Here is a 17,929-nt window from a genome sequence, read left to right as displayed (position 1 = left end):
ATAAACACTCCTTTCATTTTCCAAAATCTTTGTTTAACGCATCATCAAACATCTGACTGTATGCAGCAAATTCTTCCTGCTGTGTATCTGTAAACATTCCATTTAAAATATCAGAAGGATTAAAGTCTGTGTCATTTTCTGACATGGAAAACATCTGCATCATCATTTCCAACTGGCGGAATTTGTCTGAGCTGTCCGGATCCATGTATGGAAGAAGTTCGGAGACAGACTGCAGGGAAAATTCTTTCCGGGCAAATCCCTGAAACGTACGCAAGGTATAGGAAAGTTCCAGATATTTAATAAAAATGGCAAGTAATTTCTGCATATGTGCGGGGATGAACGGCAAAAGAAGTTTCAGAAGATATAAGTCCCCGGGCATGGTCAGTTCATCGAACGGCAGCAATGATCTGGGTGTTTTCTTTTCCATGGCAGTTCCTTCCTTTTACGTTGTAAATATATATGAGGAATAACGTGGAAATATACATAAAAAAGGAGATGGAGTATAAACTCCATCCCGAATCATATCGGAAACAGTGTGAAGGATGAATTAGCAGCATCCGTTTCCACATCCGCAGTTGCCGAAACCACCGCAGCAGCATAAGAGAAGGATGATCCACAGGCAGCTGTCATTGCCACAGCCACATCCGTTGTTGTTGCCGCATCCGCCACAGCAGCATAAGAGAAGGATGATCCACAGGCAGCTGTTATTGCCGAAACCACATCCGCAGTTGTTATTGTTGCCGCATCCGCCTCCGAATCTGTCAGCGTCACATCCGCAGCCACAGTTTGTAGCACTTAAATCACTCATATTAAAATCCTCCGATGAAATATTTACAGTAATAACATATGCGAATCCGGAGGATGTGTGAGTAAAGCACCGGCTAATATTTTAATAATTTCCTGACAGTATGTTCATATCTGGCAGCAGCGTTCTGGGCTTTTAGCTTTTCAACCATGCTGCGGCTTGATCTGATATGGGTGTCATAGAGTGCAAGCAGATAAGTAACAGTATAGTTTGGATTCTGGTAAGACGTAAAAAGTAGCCAGTTCATAATATCCGGATGCCAGTAGCGCTCCGGGATCTGCGCTTCCCGCAGCGTGATGATCGGGCGCAGGGCTCGGATGGCAAGTGCAGTCAGTCTGCCTTTAGCCTCCCGTTTGTGAAATAACGGTTCACTCTCCAGAACGATATCATATAATGTATTTGCTGCTTTCCAGTAAACGACAAATCCGGTGTCGCCGTTCGATTCTTCTTCTATATCGAACAGATCAAAAGTACGCATAACGGCTTTCCGCCCGGTTAAGGAGCGGTCGTATGCCTTGCGGCGTGCCGGATCTGAAAGTACTTTATATGCTTCGAGAATTTCCTGCATCCGGCTGGTTGTATCAACGCCGTTCTTCATATTTGCATCGGGATGGTATCTTTTTGCCAGTTCATTCTTCGCCGATGTGATTTCTTCCGCAGACGCTTTCACAGAAACACCCAGAATGTCATAATAATTTTTTGATTTCATAGATTCTCCCCTTATATGTCTATGTAAATAGAACATATTTATATTACGACAGTTTTTATAGGAAATCAATTTGAAATTCTGGAAAATTTTAGCGGATAATATCTGCCGGAAAGCATACCAGTGAATATGCTGATAAAAAAGGTGATAATCATATGGACAACGTAAAGCGCCAGATCGGATATGCATGTCCGGATACAATAAATGGAAGGATTACAGGAAGAGGTGTGAGAGCTGCTATCCTGGATACAGGTGCATATCCACATCCGGATTTTAAAGGAAGAGTCATTGGATTTGCAGATATGCAGCATGGACGATGCGGACTTTATGATGACAGCGGGCACGGAACACATGTGGCAGGAATTCTTGCCGGAGACGGGAAAATGTCCGGTGGAAGGTATGCAGGGATGGCACCGGGAGTGGAACTTCTGATCGTGAAAATACTGGATGAAAAAGGGGAAGGAAATGCCATGCATATTTTACGGGGAATGGAACATGTAAGAAAAGTGAATAAGAAAAATAAAATTGCACTTGTGAATCTGTCACTTGGTGCAGGCGTGGGACTTGATCCGGTCAAGGAGAACCGCATTACAGAAGCTGTGGAGGAACTGTGTAACTGTGGAATCACGGTCGTTGTGTCTGCTGGAAATTATGGACTGCAAAGCCGGAAAGTAAGTGTTCCGGGTACAAATGAAAAAGTACTCACTGTCGGAGCTTACAGGCGCAGTGGCATGGGCAGATACTGCAGCGGAACAGGACGGGAAAGAATCTGTGTGTGGAAACCGGATATTTTTGCACCGGGAGAGGGAATTGTATCCTGCGGATATGAAGCGGTAAACGGGGAAAGCTGTTTTCAAAGAAAAGAGTTTTTTCCTTATATAAGAAAGAGCGGTGCGTCAATGGCGACACCTGTCGTAACAGGTGCGCTTGCACTTGCAAAAAGCAAATATCCGGAACTGGAAGGTGAGGAGCTGAAGAGATATTTGCTGAAGCGGTGTGGCAGATCACTGCGTGTGGAACAGTTGCTTGCATAAAAATGAGACACGAAAGAAGTAGGAAAAATAAGAAAAAAGGAAGAAAACCAGGGTGTCAAGAAAAAATACTTGACACCTGCGCAGCTATCGTGTATGATAACACAGGTGATAAACATGAATGAAATTCTTGAACAGGCTTTATTGTTTGACTTCTATGGAGAATTGCTGACAGATCATCAGAAAGAGATTTACGGACAGTTCATTCAGGAAGATCTGTCTCTTGGTGAGATTGCAAGAGAGGCAGGCATCAGCCGGCAGGGAGTACACGATCTGATCCGACGATGTAATCAGACATTGAGCGGATATGAAGAGAAACTTCATCTGGTAGAGAAGTTCATGGCAATAAAAGAGAAGACAGGAACGATCAAGGAATTGCTGGATGGCTATGAGAAAGAGCGTGCAGAAGAGATCGTGAAAGAGATCCGTAAGATATCGGATGAGATTATAGAGGAGTTATAGATATATGGCATTTGACAGTCTGACAGAAAAACTTCAGAATGTGTTTAAGAATCTGCGGAGCAAGGGTAGACTTACAGAGGCAGATGTAAAAGAAGCATTAAAAGAGATCAAACGTGCATTGTTAGCTGCGGATGTAAACTTCAAGGTTGTAAAGGAGTTTATCAAGAATGTCCAGGAGAGAGCCATTGGACAGGATGTCATGAATGGATTGAATCCGGGGCAGATGGTGATCAAGATCGTTAATGAAGAGCTGGTTAAGCTGATGGGCTCTGAGACAACGGAGATCAAGTTACAGCCGGGAAGTGCAATCACTGTCATTATGATGGCAGGACTTCAGGGAGCAGGTAAGACAACAACGACCGCGAAACTGGCGGGCAAATATAAATTAAAAGGCAAGAAGCCATTACTGGTAGCGTGTGATGTGTACCGTCCTGCTGCAATCAAGCAGTTACAGGTCAACGGTGAGAAACAGGGAGTGGAAGTCTTCGCAATGGGAGAAAACCACAAGCCGGCAGATATCGCAAAAGCTGCGATCGAGCATGCGAAGAAGAATGGCAACACGCCGGTGATCCTCGATACTGCAGGACGTCTTCATATTGATGAAGATATGATGGCAGAACTTCAGGAGATCAAAAAAACCGTAGAAGTACATCAGACGATTCTTGTAATTGATGCGATGACCGGTCAGGATGCCGTGAATGTGGCGAAGAATTTCAATGATAAGATCGGCATTGACGGTGTGATTGTTACCAAATTAGATGGTGACACAAGAGGTGGTGCTGCACTTTCTGTTAAGGCAGTTACCGGAAAGCCGATTTTGTACGCAGGTATGGGAGAGAAACTTTCAGATTTGGAGCAGTTTTACCCGGAACGTATGGCATCCAGAATCCTTGGTATGGGTGATGTGCTGACACTGATCGAAAAGGCAGAGTCACAGATTGATGAAGAGAAAGCCAAAGAGATGTCCAAGAAGCTTAAGAAAGCACAGTTTGACTTCGAGGATTATCTGGAAAGCATGAAGCAGATGAAAAATATGGGTGGACTTTCCAGCATCATGAGCATGCTGCCGGGACTTGGCGGTATGGGAATGGGCAAGATGAAAGGTCTTGATGATGAGCAGACAGCGCAGGCTGAGAAGAACATGGCGCGCATGGAAGCAATCATTTATTCCATGACTGTGGAAGAGAGAAGAAATCCGGATGTTCTGAATCCTTCAAGAAAGCATCGTATCGCAAGAGGCGCAGGTGTGGACATCAGTGAAGTGAACCGTATGGTCAAGCAGTTCGGTGAGATGAAGAAGATGATGAAGATGATGGGAAAAGGCGGAAAACGCGGCAAGTTCCGCATGCCGTTCTAACATTGATATAAGGCGTGATTACGCATTATATATAGAAATCAAAAAATATTTATAAAATTTTATTTGGAGGTAAACAAAATGGCAGTAAAAATCAGATTAAGAAGAATGGGACAGAAGAAAGCTCCTTTTTATAGAATCGTAGTAGCAGATTCTAGATCACCAAGAGATGGTAAATTCATCGACGAGATCGGAACATATGATCCGAACTGTGAGCCAAGCGCAATCTCAGTTGACGAAGAAGCAGCTAAGAAATGGTTAGGAACAGGTGCACAGCCGACAGAAACAGTAAGCAAGATTTTCAAAGCAGCAGGCATCGAGAAATAATTAATACCCTGGAGGTGCACAGCTATGAAAGAGCTGGTAGAAGTTATCGCAAAAGCTTTAGTAGATGATCCTGACAGTGTTGTTGTAACAGAACGTGAAGATAAGAAAGCTACCGTTCTGGAAGTGAAGGTTGCAGATTCCGACATGGGAAAAGTAATCGGAAAACAGGGACGTATTGCAAAAGCAATTCGTTCTGTGGTAAAAGCAGCAGCTGCAAAGGAAGATAAGAAAGTAATCGTTGATATTTTAGATTAATTACCAACGGATGCTTACAGGACAGGTCTGTAGTAGTACCTGTCCTTTTTTAAAGCAGTCAGAAGGAGATTTGTAAATGGAAGATATGCTTCAGGTAGGCGTGATCACACAGACACACGGCGTGCGGGGAGAAGTCAAAGTTTTTCCGACTACGGATGATGTGAACCGCTTCAAAAAGTTAAAACAGGTCATTCTTGATACAGGAAAAGAGACAATGCCGTTAGAAATTCAGAGTGTAAAATTTTTTAAACAGTTTGTAATCTTAAAATTTAAAGGCATTGATAATATAAATGATATTGAAAAGTATAAAAGATGTTCGCTTTATGTAACAAGAGAACATGCAGTACCGCTGGAAGAAGACGAATATTTCATTGCGGATATGATCGGCATGGAAGTATGCACAGAAGATGGCAATATATTCGGTACATTAAAAGATGTGATCGAGACAGGCGCCAACGATGTTTATGTGATTGAAAATGCGGAGCACGGCGAAGTGCTTGTTCCTGCGATCAAAGAATGTATCCGCAGTGTAGATATAGAAAAAGGGCAGATGATGATCCATCTGATGGATGGACTGATCTGATTGCTTACAGGAAGGAATCATAACAAATGCAGTTTTATATTATGACATTATTTCCGGAGATGGTGATGGGCGGTCTTAAGACAAGTATTATCGGACGTGCGATAAAGAATGAACTGCTTTCCATCGAAGCAATTAATATCCGGGATTATGCATTTAACAAGCATAACAGCGTGGATGATTATCCATATGGCGGCGGTGCAGGAATGCTCATGCAGGCAGAGCCTGTATACCAGTGTTACAAAGCACTGGAAGACAGAATCGGAAAGCGTCCGCGTGTAGTCTATCTGTCGCCGCAGGGACAGACATTTAACCAGAAGATGGCAGAAGAATTTGCGGAAGAAGAAGAACTCGTATTCTTGTGCGGTCATTATGAAGGTATTGACGAGCGCGTGCTGGAAGAGATTGTTACGGATTATGTATCGATTGGAGATTATGTGCTGACCGGAGGAGAACTTCCGTCAATGATCATGGTAGATGCGATTTCCAGACTTGTTCCGGGAGTGCTCCACAATGATGTTTCCGCAGAGTTTGAAAGTTTTCAGGATAATCTTCTGGAATATCCGCAGTATTCAAGACCGGAGACATGGCATGATAAAAAAGTTCCGGAAGTTCTGATGTCCGGTCACCATGCCAATATTGAAAAATGGCGCAGAGAGCAGTCTGTCATCCGTACAGCGAAGAACCGTCCGGATCTGCTGGAAAAAGCAGAGCTTACAGACAAGGAGAGAATCCTCGCAGCGCAGATACAGAAAGAAATTACAAAAAGCGAATAAACTTCTTGCTTTTGGGTTAGGATTATGGTAAAATGCTATATGTTGTGAAGAAAATAGATGGTCCTCTGGTACGAAGCGTATTAAGAACATCCAAGTAAACAAGGAGGTCACACAATGAACGATATTATTAAGAATATTGAAGCAGAGCAGTTAAAAGAGAATGCACCGGAGTTCCACGTTGGTGATACTGTAAAAGTTTACGGTAAGATCAAAGAGGGAAACCGTGAAAGAATTCAGGTTTTCGAAGGTACAGTTCTTAAGAAACAGGGCGGAAGTACAAGAGCAACATTTACAGTTAGAAAGACTTCTAATGGAGTAGGTGTTGAGAAGACTTGGCCGCTTCATTCTCCAAACGTAGAGAAGGTTGAAGTAGTAAGAAGAGGTAAAGTAAGAAGAGCTAAACTGAACTACTTAAGAGACCGCGTTGGTAAGAGAGCGAAAGTTAAAGAATTAGTAAAATAAGAAACAGGTTTAAAAAGGACAAGTACATATTTGTAGTTGTCCTTTTTCTGATATAAGGGGATCTTATGAAAAGAAAGAGAAGGGCGCTTTTTAAAGGAAGACATTTGCGGAGAAAAGATTTTAAAAGCAAAAAATATCGAAGCAGAAGGTACAGGAGAAAACAATTCGGACAGAAGAAGTTTTCTTTCAAACCGGACCGTTACATCGTTGCAGGCGTTTTCAAATGGATCTTTCAGATTGCAGTAGTCTGTTTGCTGGCATTTGTATCGGTATGGTATTTTGGACAGCGTGTCAGTGTAGTTGGCGATTCCATGAATCCGATTCTGAAGAACGGAGATGTTGTACTGGTAAATCGGATTGTGTATAATGCTACGACACCGAAGCGGGGAGATATTATTGTCTTTAAACCAAAAGGAAATGAGAACGATCATTATTATACGAAGCGTATTGTCGGATTGCCGGGTGAGACGATCCAGATTATCGAGAATAATGTTTATATAGATGGAAAGAAACTGGAAGAAGATTACAAGACATCGAAGATCAGTGATGTCGGTATCGTAGGTGAGCAGATGAAACTTGCTTCCGATGAATATTTTGTCCTCGGAGATGACAGAGAGAACAGCGATGACAGCCGTGATGCAGATATCGGTAATGTGAAGCGCAGTTATATTTACGGAAAAGCGTGGTTTGTTGCGTTACCGAGAAAACATTTTGGATTTGTGAGGTAAAGATATATGCATTTTCAGTGGTACCCTGGTCATATGACGAAAGCAAAGCGTATGATGCAGGAAAATATTAAATTAATTGACCTTGTGATTGAGCTGGTAGATGCCAGAATCCCGATTTCCAGCCGGAATCCGGATATCGATGAACTAGGAAAGAACAAAGCAAGACTGGTTTTACTGAATAAAGCTGATCTTGCAGAAGATAAATGGAATGATGCGTGGGCAGAATATTTTAAAGCCAAAGGATACTCTGTTGTGAAGGTTAATTCCAAAAAAGGCGGCGGAATCAAGTCCATCCAGGGTGTGATCCGTGAAGCCTGCAAAGAAAAGATCGAACGCGACAGAAAGCGAGGAATCTTAAACCGTCCGGTACGTGCGATGGTTGTCGGCATCCCGAATGTCGGTAAATCTACATTTATCAATGCACTGGCAGGAAAAGCCTGTGCAAAGACAGGAAATAAACCGGGTGTCACAAAAGGCAAGCAGTGGATCCGCCTGAACAAGCAGGTGGAGCTTCTGGATACTCCGGGAATCCTCTGGCCAAAATTCGAAGACCAGGCAGTCGGACTCCGGCTTGCATTTATCGGCTCTATGAAGGATGAGATTTTAAACACAGAAGAACTGGCGGCAGAGCTTATTAAATTCCTCGGAACATATTATCCGGATGTTTTACCGGAAAAATATGCCGTAGAACCGGATGAAGATCCTTATGTAGTACTGCATCAGATTGCGAAGAACCGTAACTGTGTTGTCAAAGGAAATGAATTAAATACAGAGAAGGCAGCCATGCTGTTGTTAGATGATTTCCGTAACGGACGTCTTGGCAGACTGACACTGGAATATCCGGAGGGCGTATGTTAGATAATAAAGAAGAGAAGAAAAGCACAGGACGTTCATTAATTGGATGGCTTTTATATCTGTTAGTGATTATCGGGCTTGCATATCTCATCGTAACATTTGTAGGACAGCGTACAAAAGTCAGCGGACCTTCCATGCAGAATACACTCCATAATGGAGATAACCTGATCGTAGATAAGTTATCGTACCGTTTCCATGATCCGGAGAGGTATGATATTATTGTATTTCCGATCAAGTTTGAAGAAAATACATTTTATATCAAACGTATCATCGGACTGCCGGGCGAGACAGTGCAGGTAAAGGATGGTTACACATATATTAATGGAAAGAAACTGACCAGTGATATATACGGCAAAGAAGTGATGGATGAACCGGGAATTGCCGAAGAACCGGTAAAACTTGGAAAAGACGAGTATTTCGTGCTGGGAGATAACCGCAATGACAGTACGGACAGCCGTGATCCGGATGTCGGCGTGCTGAAGAAAAGGGATCTGATGGGAAAAGCGTGGCTTCGGATCTATCCGTTTAACAAGTTCGGACTGCTCCGGCACAAGTAGCATATCTGCTGAAAACTGCCGACAGAAGGTTTCGCGGACAGATAACGGATGGAAGTTTTTTAGAAAGAGAGCATCCGGAAAGGGGTTTAAAGAATGGCAAAAGGAAAAGAAAAGGAGCGTTCAAAGAGCATGTTAAGAACGATTCTTGGGTATATTTTATACATATTAGTGATCATCGGACTGACTTGGATGATCGTAACATTTGTAGGACAGAGAACAAGAGTCAGCGGACAGTCGATGGAGACGACACTGCAGGATGGAGACAATCTGATCGTAGATAAGATATCTTATCGTTTCCATGACCCGTCGCGCTATGATATTATCGTATTTCCATACAAATATGAAGAAAATACATTCTATATCAAACGAATTATCGGACTGCCGGGTGAGATTGTCCAGGTAAAGGATGGCTATACTTATATTAATGGAAAGAAATTAACCAGTGACATTTACGGAAGAGAAGTGATGGATGAACCGGGAATTGCCGAAGAACCAATTAAGCTTGGCTCCGATGAGTATTTTGTGCTGGGAGATAACCGGAATCATAGCCAGGACAGCCGTGATCCGTATGTTGGAGTATTGAAGCGGAGTGATCTGCTTGGAAGAGCATTTATCAGAATTTATCCGCTGAATAAGTTCGGAGTGATCAAACATGAATAAAAGAGAAGAAGAGAGACTGCGCAAGAAAGAAGAGAAGCTTAGAAAAGAGCTGGAGAGACTGGAAGTCATGTCCGCGTACGAGAAAGAATATGCGCAGTATACGCATATCTGCGGGATTGATGAAGTCGGACGCGGACCGCTTGCGGGTCCGGTAGTGGCGTGTGCAGTTGTGCTGCCAAAAGACGTTACGATATTATATCTCAATGATTCTAAGAAATTATCTGAGAAAAAAAGAGAATTACTCTATGATGAAATTATGGAAAAAGCTGTTGCGGTCGGGATCGGCGCGGTTGGTCCGGCAAGGATCGATGAGATTAATATTTTGCAGGCAACTTATGAAGCAATGCGGATGGCAATTGAGGATCTGACAGGAAAACTCGGAAAAGAGCCGGATCTGTTGCTCAATGATGCGGTGACGATTCCGGAAGTGGATATTCCACAGGTGCCGATCATCAAGGGAGATGCGAAGAGTATTTCCATTGCAGCGGCAAGTATCGTAGCAAAAGTCACAAGGGATCATCTGATGATCGAGTACGACCAGATTCTGCCGGGGTATGATTTTGCAAAAAATAAAGGCTATGGAACAAAAGCGCATATTGCAGGCTTAAAAGAACTTGGAGCGACACCGATACACAGGAAAACATTTATTACACATTTTGTATAGGACAAAGATGAGGACAAGATCTGTTTATGAGAGAGAATAACAGAGCAATCGGAAGCAAATTTGAGAAAGAAGCCGGTGCATATCTTAAGAAGCACGGATATGAGATACTGGAATACAATTACAGATGCCGTGCAGGCGAGATTGATATTATCGCAAGAGACGGTGAATATCTTGTCTTCTGTGAAGTAAAGTACCGGAATGGTTCATCCGGCGGACATCCGCTGGAGGCTGTTGATGTGAAGAAGCAGAGGACGATCGCACGATGTGCAGGAATTTATCTTATAAACCACGGATTATCTGAAGTACCATGTCGGTTTGATGTGATTGGAATTATGAATGACGAGATCTGTCTTGTAAAAAATGCATTTGAGGCGTATTAGGAGGAGCGATATGCTGGGATTCAAATATAAAAATGACGAACATATTTTTAATGAAAAGATAGTAAATGATGTGCCGTTTCTTTCGTACCCGCTGTTCGAAAATACTGGGATTGTAAATCATGGATTTTCTACAAGACTGGGTGGTGTCAGCAAAGGATGCTGGACATCTATGAATATCAGTATCACAAGAGGCGATGATCCGGAGGATGTGGAAATCAACAAGGAACGTATCGCAGGTGCAATCGGTGTACATAAGGAAGACTTTACCTACACACACCAGACACATACGACGAATGTTGCACGTGTCATGCCGGAGGATAAAGGCAGACATTTTATGGAGACAGACGGACTGGTTACAAATGTGCCGGGGATCTGCCTTGTAACATTTTACGCAGACTGTGTACCGCTTTTCTTTGTAGATCCGGTGAAGAAAGCGATTGGACTCAGCCATTCCGGATGGCGTGGTACAGTCGGCAAGATGGGAAAAGTAACAGTAGAGAAGCTTGTGAAAGAATTCGGCAGTGACCCGAAAGATATTCTCGCTGCGATCGGACCTTCGATCTGCCAGGACTGCTATGAAGTGAGCGAAGATGTAATTGAAAAATTTAAAGAAGCTTTTGATGCGTCACTCTGGGAAGAATTATTTTATAAAAAAGAAAATGCAAAATACCAGTTAAATCTGTGGCGTGCCAATGAGGCAGTCTTTGAAGAAGCCGGTATTTTAAAAGAACATATAGCGGTGACAAATCTCTGCACACACTGTAACCCGGATCTGCTGTTTTCACATAGAACAACAGGCAATGCGAGAGGCAATTTAAGTGCGTTCCTGGCATTACAAGAAGTGTAAGAGAAAGCGTATGTAAGAAAAAGCATATATAATAATATGCAGGAGGATAATAAAATCTATGGATGACACAACAAAAACGGTAGAAGCCGCAACAAAGACGACACAGGATACGGTTAAAGAAGTCAGTCAGTTTACGACATATCTGCAAAATCATATTCCCGATTTTATCTCTTTTGGAATAAAAGTAGTATTTGCACTTGTGTTTTTCTTTATTGGAAGAATTGTAATCCGCTGGATTCGCAAACTCGTACGCAAATCCATGCAGCGCTCAAGTGCTGACAAAGGTGTAGAACAATTCGTTGATTCACTTTTAAAGTTTTCATTATATTTTCTTCTGTTGTTTATGATCGGAACGAAATTTGGAATCGATGCTTCTTCTGTAGCGGCATTGATCGCATCCGGTGGTGTGGCAATCGGCCTTGCCATGCAAGGAAGTCTTTCCAACTTTGCGGGTGGTGTATTGATCCTTCTCCTGAAGCCATTTGAAGTCGGGGATTACATTATTGAAGATACGAACAAAAATGAAGGAACTGTAAAAGAGATACAGATTTTTTACACGAAACTGACAACGATTGATAACAAGACAATTGTCATACCGAACGGGATACTGACGAATAACAGTCTGACCAATGCGACAGCGAAGGATGAGAGACGTCTGGATCTCAAGGTAGATATTTCCTATGATGCGGATCTTAAAAAGGCGAAAGCAATGATCATGGATGTGTTAAATAATGATCCGGCAGTGCTCCGAGAAGATGAGATTGTCGTATTTGTAGATGAACTGGGTGAAAGTTCTGTTGTTCTGGGTGCCCGTGCCTGGACGAAGAGTGCGGACTTCTGGCAGGCAAAATGGCGTATACTGGAGAACATCAAAGAGAAGATGGATGAGAACCAGATTGAGATTCCGTATCGCCAGCTGACCGTTCATATGAACAAAAACGCATAAGGACGAAGTCTGGAACAGATTTAAAAATTAGACTGGTTTGAAAATGGAAAAGCCGATTTGAAAATCAGTTTGAAATCGGTTTCGTAAAAAAGTTCTTGCAAAAGTAAAAAAATCAGGTATAATATAATTTGTGACTGCGAGTTGATGCAGTCCATGCTGGAATAGCTCAGTCGGTAGAGCACTTCACTCGTAATGAAGGGGTCGTCGGTTCAAGTCCGATTTCCAGCTTTTTTTATTATTTATTTTCAGAAGACTTTTAGAGAATATATTTCAAAAACCAGAATATGCGATTCAGGATGAATTTGCGTGTTTGTAGAATAAGATATGTAGACAGGACCGTCACGTAGCAGTGAATGGTCCTTTTTGGTTGTTCTAATAACGGCGCCTGCACCGCCTCTCCAGAAGATTGATGAGCGAATAGAGGATAGTGGCAAGGATGCAGAGCAAAAGAATAGACATTAGAAGCCAATCCATTTTAAATACCTGACTTGCGTAGATGATCAGGTAACCAAGCCCTTCTTTGGCGGCAAGAAATTCGCCGATGATAACGCCGACCAGACAGAGCCCGATGTTGACTTTCATATTACTGATGATGGCAGGCAGTGAGCAGGGGAGAACGACTTTATACAGCGCATGGAAGCGGCTGCCGCCAAGTGTGTAGACCAGCATCAGTTTCCCGGCATCTACGGTGTGGAAACTTGTATAAAGATTTAAAATACTCCCGAAGATGGCAACAGACATTCCTGCAACAATGATCGTCGTTTTATTTGCACCGAGCCAGACAATCAGAAGCGGTGCAAGAGCAGATTTTGGAAGGCTGTTCAGCACGACCAAATAAGGATCTGCAATTTCTGAAAGCTTTGGGCTGAACCAGAGAAGAACTGCCATCAGGATACTGATGGCAATGACGAGCAGGAAGCTTAAAAGTGTTTCGTAAATCGTGACACCGATGTGCAGGAAAATGCTCTGGTCAGCAGCCATGCCGGCAAAGCACTGTACAATCTTTGACGGACTGCTGAAAATAAAAGAATCGATGATGCCGACATTTGCAGTAAATTCCCAGATAAAAAGAAAACTTAGAAGAATCAGTATTCGGGAAATGTGTACAATGTGTTTATGCCTTCGTATTGTCCTCAGATAGTCTGCATGTGTTCTGGATATTTCATACATTTGCATTCAGCTCCTCCCAGATCAGATTAAAATATGTTTTAAATTCGGGAGCATTGCGTCTTGCAAGCGGTGTATCCCGATCAAGGTCAAAGATAAGTGGAATCGTCTGCTGTATCGTTGACGGTCTTCCGGATAAGACGATCACCCGGTCAGCAAGGGAAATTGCTTCTGAGAGATCATGGGTGACCAGAATGGCAGAATTGCCTTCTTTCCGTATGATCTGTCCGATATCATCCCCGACCTGGAGTCTGGTCTGGTAATCCAGCGCGGAGAATGGTTCATCCAGAAGCAGAAGATCCGGATCCAGTACGAGTGTGCGGATAAGAGCGGCACGTTGCCGCATGCCGCCGGACAGCTCAGAAGGTCGGGAATTTTTGAAATTTCCAAGACCGTAAAGATCCAGAAGTTCTCCGGCTTTCTCTTTTGTCTTTGCAGTCAGCATATGCTGTACTTCCAGTCCGAGGATGACATTATTGAAAATTGTCCGCCACTCGAACAGCTCATCATGCTGTAACATATATCCGATATTTGTCGTACTTTCCCGCATGTATTTGCCATTGATACGGATCAGCCCCTTTTCCGGAGACAGAAGACCGCAGATCACGGATAACAGGGTAGATTTGCCGCAGCCAGACGGTCCGACGATGGCGATAAATTCTCCTTTGGAAAGAGAAAAAGAAATATCGGCAAGCGCCGGTGTCTCTCCTTCCGGCGTGTGATAGGAATAATAAATGTGTCGAAGTTCAAGCACTTGTTCCATATTTTACAGACTCCGCACAGGAATTTAATATTAGTTTATGTAAATATAAGAAATAAGTGCAAGTATTTACTTGTCATAGGATTTCAGAAAAGCTATAATTTTGTAGTATGTTAAAACAACAGAGAGAAGGTAACTTATGAATTATCAGAAAGAACTGGACAAGACACTTGAAAAACTGACGAAGGAGGAGAGAGTTCCAAAACTTCTTCTGCACAGCTGTTGTGCACCATGCAGCAGCTATGTGCTGGAATATCTGAGCCAGTATTTTGAGATCACGGTTTTTTATTATAATCCGAATATTTATCCGGAGAGCGAATATACAAAAAGAATCTGGGAGCAGCAGAAGCTTATTGATGAGCTGCCTGCGAAGCATCCGATATCCTTTATGGCAGGTCCGTATGATAAGGAACGCTTTTATGAGATGGCAAGTGGTCTGGAGCATGTAAAAGAAGGAGGCGCACGTTGCATGAAGTGCTATGAGCTGCGCTTAAGGGAAGCGGCAAAGATCGCTAAAAATGCCGGGTTTGATTATTTTACAACGACACTCAGTATCAGCCCGCTTAAGAAAGCAGAGCGTTTAAATGAGATTGGACAGCGGTTGGGTGAAGAATACGAGGTGGAATATCTGTTATCTGATTTTAAGAAGAAAAATGGATACAAACGTTCCATCGAATTATCGAAAATATATGGACTATATCGACAAGATTATTGTGGATGTGAATTTTCCATGGAAAACCGTGACAAAATGTGATAAAATTATTTACAATATTTTTGCGAAAGGAAGTAGAGCTGATGGCACAATTATGGGGCGGGCGTTTCACCAAAGAAACAGACCAGCTTGTATATAACTTTAACGCATCGATTTCTTTTGATAAGAGATTCTATGCGCAGGATATGAAGGGCAGCATGGCACATGTCAGAATGCTGGCAAAACAGGGAATCCTGACCGAAGAAGAGAGAGACCAGATCCTTGATGGACTGAATGGAATTTTAAAAGATGTAGAAGAAGGAAGGCTTGAGATCACCTCTGAGTATGAAGATATTCACAGCTTCGTAGAGGCGGTACTGATCGACCGGATCGGTGATGCAGGAAAGAAGATGCATACCGGACGCAGCCGTAATGATCAGGTCGCATTAGATATGAAACTTTACACGAGAGATGAGATCAAAGAGCTTAATCATCTGGTGAAAGAGATGATGGAAGTACTTCTTGAGATGATGGAAGCACACCTTGACACTTATATGCCGGGCTTTACGCATTTACAGAAAGCACAGCCGATCACACTGGCACATCATATGGGCGCATATTTTGAGATGTTTAAGAGAGATCATGAGCGACTTATCGATATTGCGAAGAGAATGAATACCTGCCCGCTTGGTTCAGGAGCACTTGCAGGTACTACATACCCGCTGGATCGTGAGTATACAGCAGAATTGCTTGGCTTTGACGGACCGACACTTAATAGTATGGACGGTGTTTCCGACAGAGATTATCTGATCGAACTGTTATCTGCATTGTCTACGATCATGATGCATTTATCCAGATTTTCAGAGGAAGTGATCATCTGGAATACCAATGAATATAAGTTTGTGGAGATTGATGATGCATACAGCACCGGAAGCAGTATTATGCCACAGAAAAAGAATCCGGATATTGCAGAACTTGTAAGAGGTAAGACCGGAAGAGTGTATGGAGCACTTAATTCGTTCCTTACAACGATGAAGGGAATCCCGCTTGCATATAATAAGGACATGCAGGAAGACAAGGAATGGGTATTTGATGCAATCGATACAACAAAGGGCTGTCTTGCTTTATTTACAGGAATGTTAAAGACCATGCAGTTTAATAAAGAGCGCATGGCAGAGAGTGCAAGACATGGATTTACCAATGCGACGGATGCGGCAGATTATCTGGTAAATCACGGAGTTCCGTTCAGAGATGCACACGGTATTGTCGGAAGACTGGTACTTCTGTGTATCGAGAAAAAGATCGCACTGGATGATCTTCCGTTAGATGAGTACAAGGAGATATGCCCGGTATTTGAAGAAGATATTTATGAAGCTATCAGCTTAAAGACTTGTGTAAATAAGCGTCTGACGATCGGTGCGCCGGGACACGATGCGATGGCACAGGTAATAAAGATCTGTCAGGATTATCTGTCAGCATATGAAGATGGTGTAAGTGAATAGAGAGAATTAAAGAAGGAGAGAAAAGATGGAACAGAAGTTAAAAGTAGGAATCTTAGGAGCAACAGGTATGGTAGGACAGCGCTTTATTTCTCTGCTGGAAAATCACCCTTGGTTTGAAGTAGTAAAAGTGGCAGCAAGCCCGAGATCTGCAGGAAAGACATACGAAGAGGCAGTTGGTGGACGCTGGAAGATGGACACACCGATGCCGGAAGCAGTGAAGAAACTGGTTGTTGCCAATGTTAATGAAGTGGAGAAAGTAGCTGCTGATGTAGATTTTGTATTTAGCGCTGTAGATATGACAAAAGACGAGATCCGTGCGATCGAGGAAGCATATGCGAAGACAGAGACACCGGTTGTTTCCAACAATAGTGCACATCGCTGGACAAAGGACGTACCGATGGTAGTACCGGAGATCAATGCAGCTCATTTTGAACTGATCAACGACCAGAAGAAACGTCTTGGGACAACAAGAGGATTCATCGCAGTAAAACCAAACTGTTCTATCCAGAGTTATACACCTTGCCTTGCAGCATGGAAAGAATTCGGACCGAAGGAAGTTGTTGCAACAACATACCAGGCAATTTCCGGAGCAGGTAAGACATTCAAAGACTGGCCGGAGATGGTGGAGAACATTATCCCTTATATCGGCGGAGAAGAAGAGAAGAGTGAGCAGGAGCCGCTTCGTGTTCTCGGAACATATGAGAATGGACAGATCACACTTGCCGAGTCACCGAAGATTACATGCCAGTGCTTACGTGTACCGGTTCTTAACGGACATACAGCAGCAGTGTTTATCAATTTTGAGAAGAAGCCTACAAAGGAACAGCTTATCGAGAAGCTTGTAAACTTCAAAGGATTCCCACAGGAAGCAGAACTTCCGAGTGCTCCGAAGCAGTTCATCCAGTATCTGGAAGAGGACAACCGTCCGCAGGTAAAAATGGACGTAGATTACGAGAATGGAATGGGCGTATCCATCGGGCGTCTCAGAGAAGACAGCATGTTTGATTATAAGTTTGTTGGTCTGTCTCACAACACAGTCAGAGGAGCAGCAGGTGGAGCTGTGCTCTGCGCAGAAGCACTTACAGCCAAGGGATACATTCAGGCGAAATAATGATACCAGAGCCAAAAAGTCTGAAGCCACAGGAGCTTGCTCATAAGTGGCTGTAAGACTTTGGGGCTCGCCCCAATATGAGCATAAAAGTGGGATTTTAATCCCGCGATATGCGAATAGTGGGTAGGATTACGGGAGTGCGTTAGCACATAGTAATCCGTTGGTATCATAAGATATACCAGAGATGCATAAAAGGAAGGCGAGCCGGGACACAATCGGGCTTACGCCTTCCTTTCTTGTCCGTCCGGGCAGAATGTGGTATGATAGAAAACATACGAAAGTAGGATGTAATCTTGTGGGAGC

The 17,929-nt window shown here is 43.1% G+C and carries 25 protein-coding genes and 1 tRNA gene; 20 read left to right on the top strand and 6 right to left on the bottom strand.

Annotated elements, in window-relative coordinates; all coding sequences use genetic code 11:
* Positions 1-13 precede the first annotated feature (13 nt).
* The 3 genes from DW125_RS04675 to DW125_RS04665 all read right to left on the bottom strand — a co-directional run bounded on the left by DW125_RS04675 (position 14) and on the right by DW125_RS04665 (position 1,514).
* Positions 14-427 carry a hypothetical protein gene (locus DW125_RS04675; protein ID WP_117537272.1) on the bottom strand — a complete coding sequence of 138 codons (414 nt, stop codon included), beginning with the start codon at positions 425-427 and terminating at the stop codon, positions 14-16.
* A 120-nt stretch (positions 428-547) separates the two neighbouring features.
* On the bottom strand, positions 548-808 hold the full coding sequence (locus DW125_RS04670; protein ID WP_117537271.1) for a chorion class high-cysteine HCB protein 13: 261 nt from the start codon (positions 806-808) through the stop codon (positions 548-550).
* Positions 809-881: 73 nt separating this feature from the next.
* Positions 882-1,514: a J domain-containing protein gene (locus DW125_RS04665; protein WP_021859809.1), complete on the bottom strand. Its 633-nt coding sequence runs from the start codon at positions 1,512-1,514 to the stop codon at positions 882-884.
* A 152-nt stretch (positions 1,515-1,666) separates the two neighbouring features.
* On the opposite strand from DW125_RS04665, the gene DW125_RS04660 reads away from it, so the two are divergent.
* The 17 genes from DW125_RS04660 (at position 1,667) to DW125_RS04580 (ending at position 12,623) form a co-directional block, all read left to right on the top strand.
* Positions 1,667-2,545 (top strand): S8 family peptidase, encoded by an 879-nt coding sequence (locus DW125_RS04660; RefSeq protein ID WP_117537270.1) that lies wholly within the window; start codon positions 1,667-1,669, stop codon positions 2,543-2,545.
* 114 nt (positions 2,546-2,659) lie between these two features.
* Positions 2,660-3,004, top strand: a complete 345-nt coding sequence (gene ylxM, locus DW125_RS04655) for a YlxM family DNA-binding protein (RefSeq protein WP_021859807.1) — start codon at positions 2,660-2,662, stop codon at positions 3,002-3,004.
* A gap of 4 nt (positions 3,005-3,008) precedes the next feature.
* Positions 3,009-4,361, top strand: a complete 1,353-nt coding sequence (gene ffh / locus DW125_RS04650) for a signal recognition particle protein (protein ID WP_117537268.1) — start codon at positions 3,009-3,011, stop codon at positions 4,359-4,361.
* Between the two features lie 78 nt (positions 4,362-4,439).
* Positions 4,440-4,685, top strand: coding sequence for a 30S ribosomal protein S16 (gene rpsP, locus DW125_RS04645; protein ID WP_021859805.1), 246 nt, complete (start codon positions 4,440-4,442; stop codon positions 4,683-4,685).
* Between the two features lie 24 nt (positions 4,686-4,709).
* Positions 4,710-4,940, top strand: coding sequence for a KH domain-containing protein (locus DW125_RS04640; RefSeq protein WP_021859804.1), 231 nt, complete (start codon positions 4,710-4,712; stop codon positions 4,938-4,940).
* Between the two features lie 76 nt (positions 4,941-5,016).
* Positions 5,017-5,523, top strand: a complete 507-nt coding sequence (gene rimM, locus DW125_RS04635) for a ribosome maturation factor RimM (protein ID WP_117537267.1) — start codon at positions 5,017-5,019, stop codon at positions 5,521-5,523.
* Between the two features lie 26 nt (positions 5,524-5,549).
* Positions 5,550-6,296 carry a tRNA (guanosine(37)-N1)-methyltransferase TrmD gene (trmD, locus tag DW125_RS04630; RefSeq protein WP_117537266.1) on the top strand — a complete coding sequence of 249 codons (747 nt, stop codon included), beginning with the start codon at positions 5,550-5,552 and terminating at the stop codon, positions 6,294-6,296.
* 114 nt (positions 6,297-6,410) lie between these two features.
* Positions 6,411-6,758, top strand: a complete 348-nt coding sequence (gene rplS / locus DW125_RS04625; protein WP_021859801.1) for a 50S ribosomal protein L19 — start codon at positions 6,411-6,413, stop codon at positions 6,756-6,758.
* Positions 6,759-6,823: 65 nt separating this feature from the next.
* Positions 6,824-7,486: a signal peptidase I gene (lepB, locus tag DW125_RS04620; RefSeq protein WP_117537265.1), complete on the top strand. Its 663-nt coding sequence runs from the start codon at positions 6,824-6,826 to the stop codon at positions 7,484-7,486.
* Between the two features lie 6 nt (positions 7,487-7,492).
* Complete coding sequence (gene ylqF / locus DW125_RS04615) at positions 7,493-8,344, top strand: ribosome biogenesis GTPase YlqF (protein ID WP_117537264.1); 852 nt, start codon at positions 7,493-7,495, stop codon at positions 8,342-8,344.
* A complete protein-coding gene (gene lepB / locus DW125_RS04610; RefSeq protein WP_117537263.1) occupies positions 8,338-8,898 on the top strand; it encodes a signal peptidase I in 561 nt (186 codons plus the stop codon). Before ylqF ends, lepB (DW125_RS04610) begins: the two co-directional genes overlap by 7 nt.
* Before the next feature lie 93 nt (positions 8,899-8,991).
* Entirely contained in the window at positions 8,992-9,558 is a 567-nt protein-coding gene (gene lepB, locus DW125_RS04605) for a signal peptidase I (RefSeq protein WP_117537262.1), read from the top strand.
* On the top strand, positions 9,551-10,222 hold the full coding sequence (locus DW125_RS04600; protein WP_117537261.1) for a ribonuclease HII: 672 nt from the start codon (positions 9,551-9,553) through the stop codon (positions 10,220-10,222). Before lepB (DW125_RS04605) ends, DW125_RS04600 begins: the two co-directional genes overlap by 8 nt.
* A gap of 26 nt (positions 10,223-10,248) precedes the next feature.
* The gene (locus tag DW125_RS04595; RefSeq protein WP_021861164.1) at positions 10,249-10,602 is read left to right on the top strand and encodes a YraN family protein; all 354 of its coding nucleotides are present in this window, start codon (positions 10,249-10,251) and stop codon (positions 10,600-10,602) included.
* 10 nt (positions 10,603-10,612) lie between these two features.
* Positions 10,613-11,449: a peptidoglycan editing factor PgeF gene (gene pgeF, locus DW125_RS04590; protein WP_117537260.1), complete on the top strand. Its 837-nt coding sequence runs from the start codon at positions 10,613-10,615 to the stop codon at positions 11,447-11,449.
* Positions 11,450-11,507: 58 nt separating this feature from the next.
* Entirely contained in the window at positions 11,508-12,395 is an 888-nt protein-coding gene (locus DW125_RS04585; protein WP_117537259.1) for a mechanosensitive ion channel family protein, read from the top strand.
* A 155-nt stretch (positions 12,396-12,550) separates the two neighbouring features.
* Positions 12,551-12,623 (top strand) — tRNA-Thr (locus DW125_RS04580).
* A 144-nt stretch (positions 12,624-12,767) separates the two neighbouring features.
* On the opposite strand, the gene DW125_RS04575 is transcribed toward DW125_RS04580, so the two are convergent.
* Complete coding sequence (locus tag DW125_RS04575; protein ID WP_442873173.1) at positions 12,768-13,565, bottom strand: ABC transporter permease; 798 nt, start codon at positions 13,563-13,565, stop codon at positions 12,768-12,770.
* Positions 13,558-14,325 (bottom strand): ABC transporter ATP-binding protein, encoded by a 768-nt coding sequence (locus DW125_RS04570; RefSeq protein ID WP_117537257.1) that lies wholly within the window; start codon positions 14,323-14,325, stop codon positions 13,558-13,560. Before DW125_RS04570 ends, DW125_RS04575 begins: the two co-directional genes overlap by 8 nt.
* A 136-nt stretch (positions 14,326-14,461) precedes the next feature.
* On the opposite strand from DW125_RS04570, the gene DW125_RS04565 reads away from it, so the two are divergent.
* From DW125_RS04565 to asd, 3 genes are read left to right on the top strand one after another with little or no spacing between them, the layout of a single operon-like run.
* The gene (locus DW125_RS04565) at positions 14,462-15,076 is read left to right on the top strand and encodes an epoxyqueuosine reductase QueH (RefSeq protein WP_117537256.1); all 615 of its coding nucleotides are present in this window, start codon (positions 14,462-14,464) and stop codon (positions 15,074-15,076) included.
* A 41-nt stretch (positions 15,077-15,117) separates the two neighbouring features.
* On the top strand, positions 15,118-16,515 hold the full coding sequence (gene argH, locus DW125_RS04560) for an argininosuccinate lyase (protein ID WP_117537255.1): 1,398 nt from the start codon (positions 15,118-15,120) through the stop codon (positions 16,513-16,515).
* A 25-nt stretch (positions 16,516-16,540) separates the two neighbouring features.
* Positions 16,541-17,626 carry an aspartate-semialdehyde dehydrogenase gene (asd, locus tag DW125_RS04555; protein WP_021861157.1) on the top strand — a complete coding sequence of 362 codons (1,086 nt, stop codon included), beginning with the start codon at positions 16,541-16,543 and terminating at the stop codon, positions 17,624-17,626.
* Here the strand turns inward: asd and DW125_RS14565 are convergent.
* Positions 17,614-17,796 carry a hypothetical protein gene (locus DW125_RS14565; RefSeq protein ID WP_117537410.1) on the bottom strand — a complete coding sequence of 61 codons (183 nt, stop codon included), beginning with the start codon at positions 17,794-17,796 and terminating at the stop codon, positions 17,614-17,616. The two genes, asd and DW125_RS14565, sit on opposite strands and share 13 nt — an antisense overlap.
* Between the last annotated feature and the right edge of the window lie 133 nt (positions 17,797-17,929).

The organism is Dorea sp. AM10-31 (assembly GCF_003435815.1).
Taxonomy (GTDB): domain Bacteria; phylum Bacillota; class Clostridia; order Lachnospirales; family Lachnospiraceae; genus Dorea_D; species Dorea_D hominis.
Note: the sequence above shows the minus strand (reverse complement) of the source record. Positions and strands in the feature narration are given on the sequence as shown.

Coding starts and splice junctions, on each gene's coding strand:
- DW125_RS04675 (WP_117537272.1), bottom strand. CDS start 427: ATGGAAAAGAAAACACCCAGATCATTGCTGCCGTTCGATGAACTGACC.
- DW125_RS04670 (WP_117537271.1), bottom strand. CDS start 808: ATGAGTGATTTAAGTGCTACAAACTGTGGCTGCGGATGTGACGCTGAC.
- DW125_RS04665 (WP_021859809.1), bottom strand. CDS start 1,514: ATGAAATCAAAAAATTATTATGACATTCTGGGTGTTTCTGTGAAAGCG.
- DW125_RS04660 (WP_117537270.1), top strand. CDS start 1,667: ATGGACAACGTAAAGCGCCAGATCGGATATGCATGTCCGGATACAATA.
- ylxM (WP_021859807.1), top strand. CDS start 2,660: ATGAATGAAATTCTTGAACAGGCTTTATTGTTTGACTTCTATGGAGAA.
- ffh (WP_117537268.1), top strand. CDS start 3,009: ATGGCATTTGACAGTCTGACAGAAAAACTTCAGAATGTGTTTAAGAAT.
- rpsP (WP_021859805.1), top strand. CDS start 4,440: ATGGCAGTAAAAATCAGATTAAGAAGAATGGGACAGAAGAAAGCTCCT.
- DW125_RS04640 (WP_021859804.1), top strand. CDS start 4,710: ATGAAAGAGCTGGTAGAAGTTATCGCAAAAGCTTTAGTAGATGATCCT.
- rimM (WP_117537267.1), top strand. CDS start 5,017: ATGGAAGATATGCTTCAGGTAGGCGTGATCACACAGACACACGGCGTG.
- trmD (WP_117537266.1), top strand. CDS start 5,550: ATGCAGTTTTATATTATGACATTATTTCCGGAGATGGTGATGGGCGGT.
- rplS (WP_021859801.1), top strand. CDS start 6,411: ATGAACGATATTATTAAGAATATTGAAGCAGAGCAGTTAAAAGAGAAT.
- lepB (WP_117537265.1), top strand. CDS start 6,824: ATGAAAAGAAAGAGAAGGGCGCTTTTTAAAGGAAGACATTTGCGGAGA.
- ylqF (WP_117537264.1), top strand. CDS start 7,493: ATGCATTTTCAGTGGTACCCTGGTCATATGACGAAAGCAAAGCGTATG.
- lepB (WP_117537263.1), top strand. CDS start 8,338: ATGTTAGATAATAAAGAAGAGAAGAAAAGCACAGGACGTTCATTAATT.
- lepB (WP_117537262.1), top strand. CDS start 8,992: ATGGCAAAAGGAAAAGAAAAGGAGCGTTCAAAGAGCATGTTAAGAACG.
- DW125_RS04600 (WP_117537261.1), top strand. CDS start 9,551: ATGAATAAAAGAGAAGAAGAGAGACTGCGCAAGAAAGAAGAGAAGCTT.
- DW125_RS04595 (WP_021861164.1), top strand. CDS start 10,249: ATGAGAGAGAATAACAGAGCAATCGGAAGCAAATTTGAGAAAGAAGCC.
- pgeF (WP_117537260.1), top strand. CDS start 10,613: ATGCTGGGATTCAAATATAAAAATGACGAACATATTTTTAATGAAAAG.
- DW125_RS04585 (WP_117537259.1), top strand. CDS start 11,508: ATGGATGACACAACAAAAACGGTAGAAGCCGCAACAAAGACGACACAG.
- DW125_RS04575 (WP_442873173.1), bottom strand. CDS start 13,565: ATGTATGAAATATCCAGAACACATGCAGACTATCTGAGGACAATACGA.
- DW125_RS04570 (WP_117537257.1), bottom strand. CDS start 14,325: ATGGAACAAGTGCTTGAACTTCGACACATTTATTATTCCTATCACACG.
- DW125_RS04565 (WP_117537256.1), top strand. CDS start 14,462: ATGAATTATCAGAAAGAACTGGACAAGACACTTGAAAAACTGACGAAG.
- argH (WP_117537255.1), top strand. CDS start 15,118: ATGGCACAATTATGGGGCGGGCGTTTCACCAAAGAAACAGACCAGCTT.
- asd (WP_021861157.1), top strand. CDS start 16,541: ATGGAACAGAAGTTAAAAGTAGGAATCTTAGGAGCAACAGGTATGGTA.
- DW125_RS14565 (WP_117537410.1), bottom strand. CDS start 17,796: ATGATACCAACGGATTACTATGTGCTAACGCACTCCCGTAATCCTACC.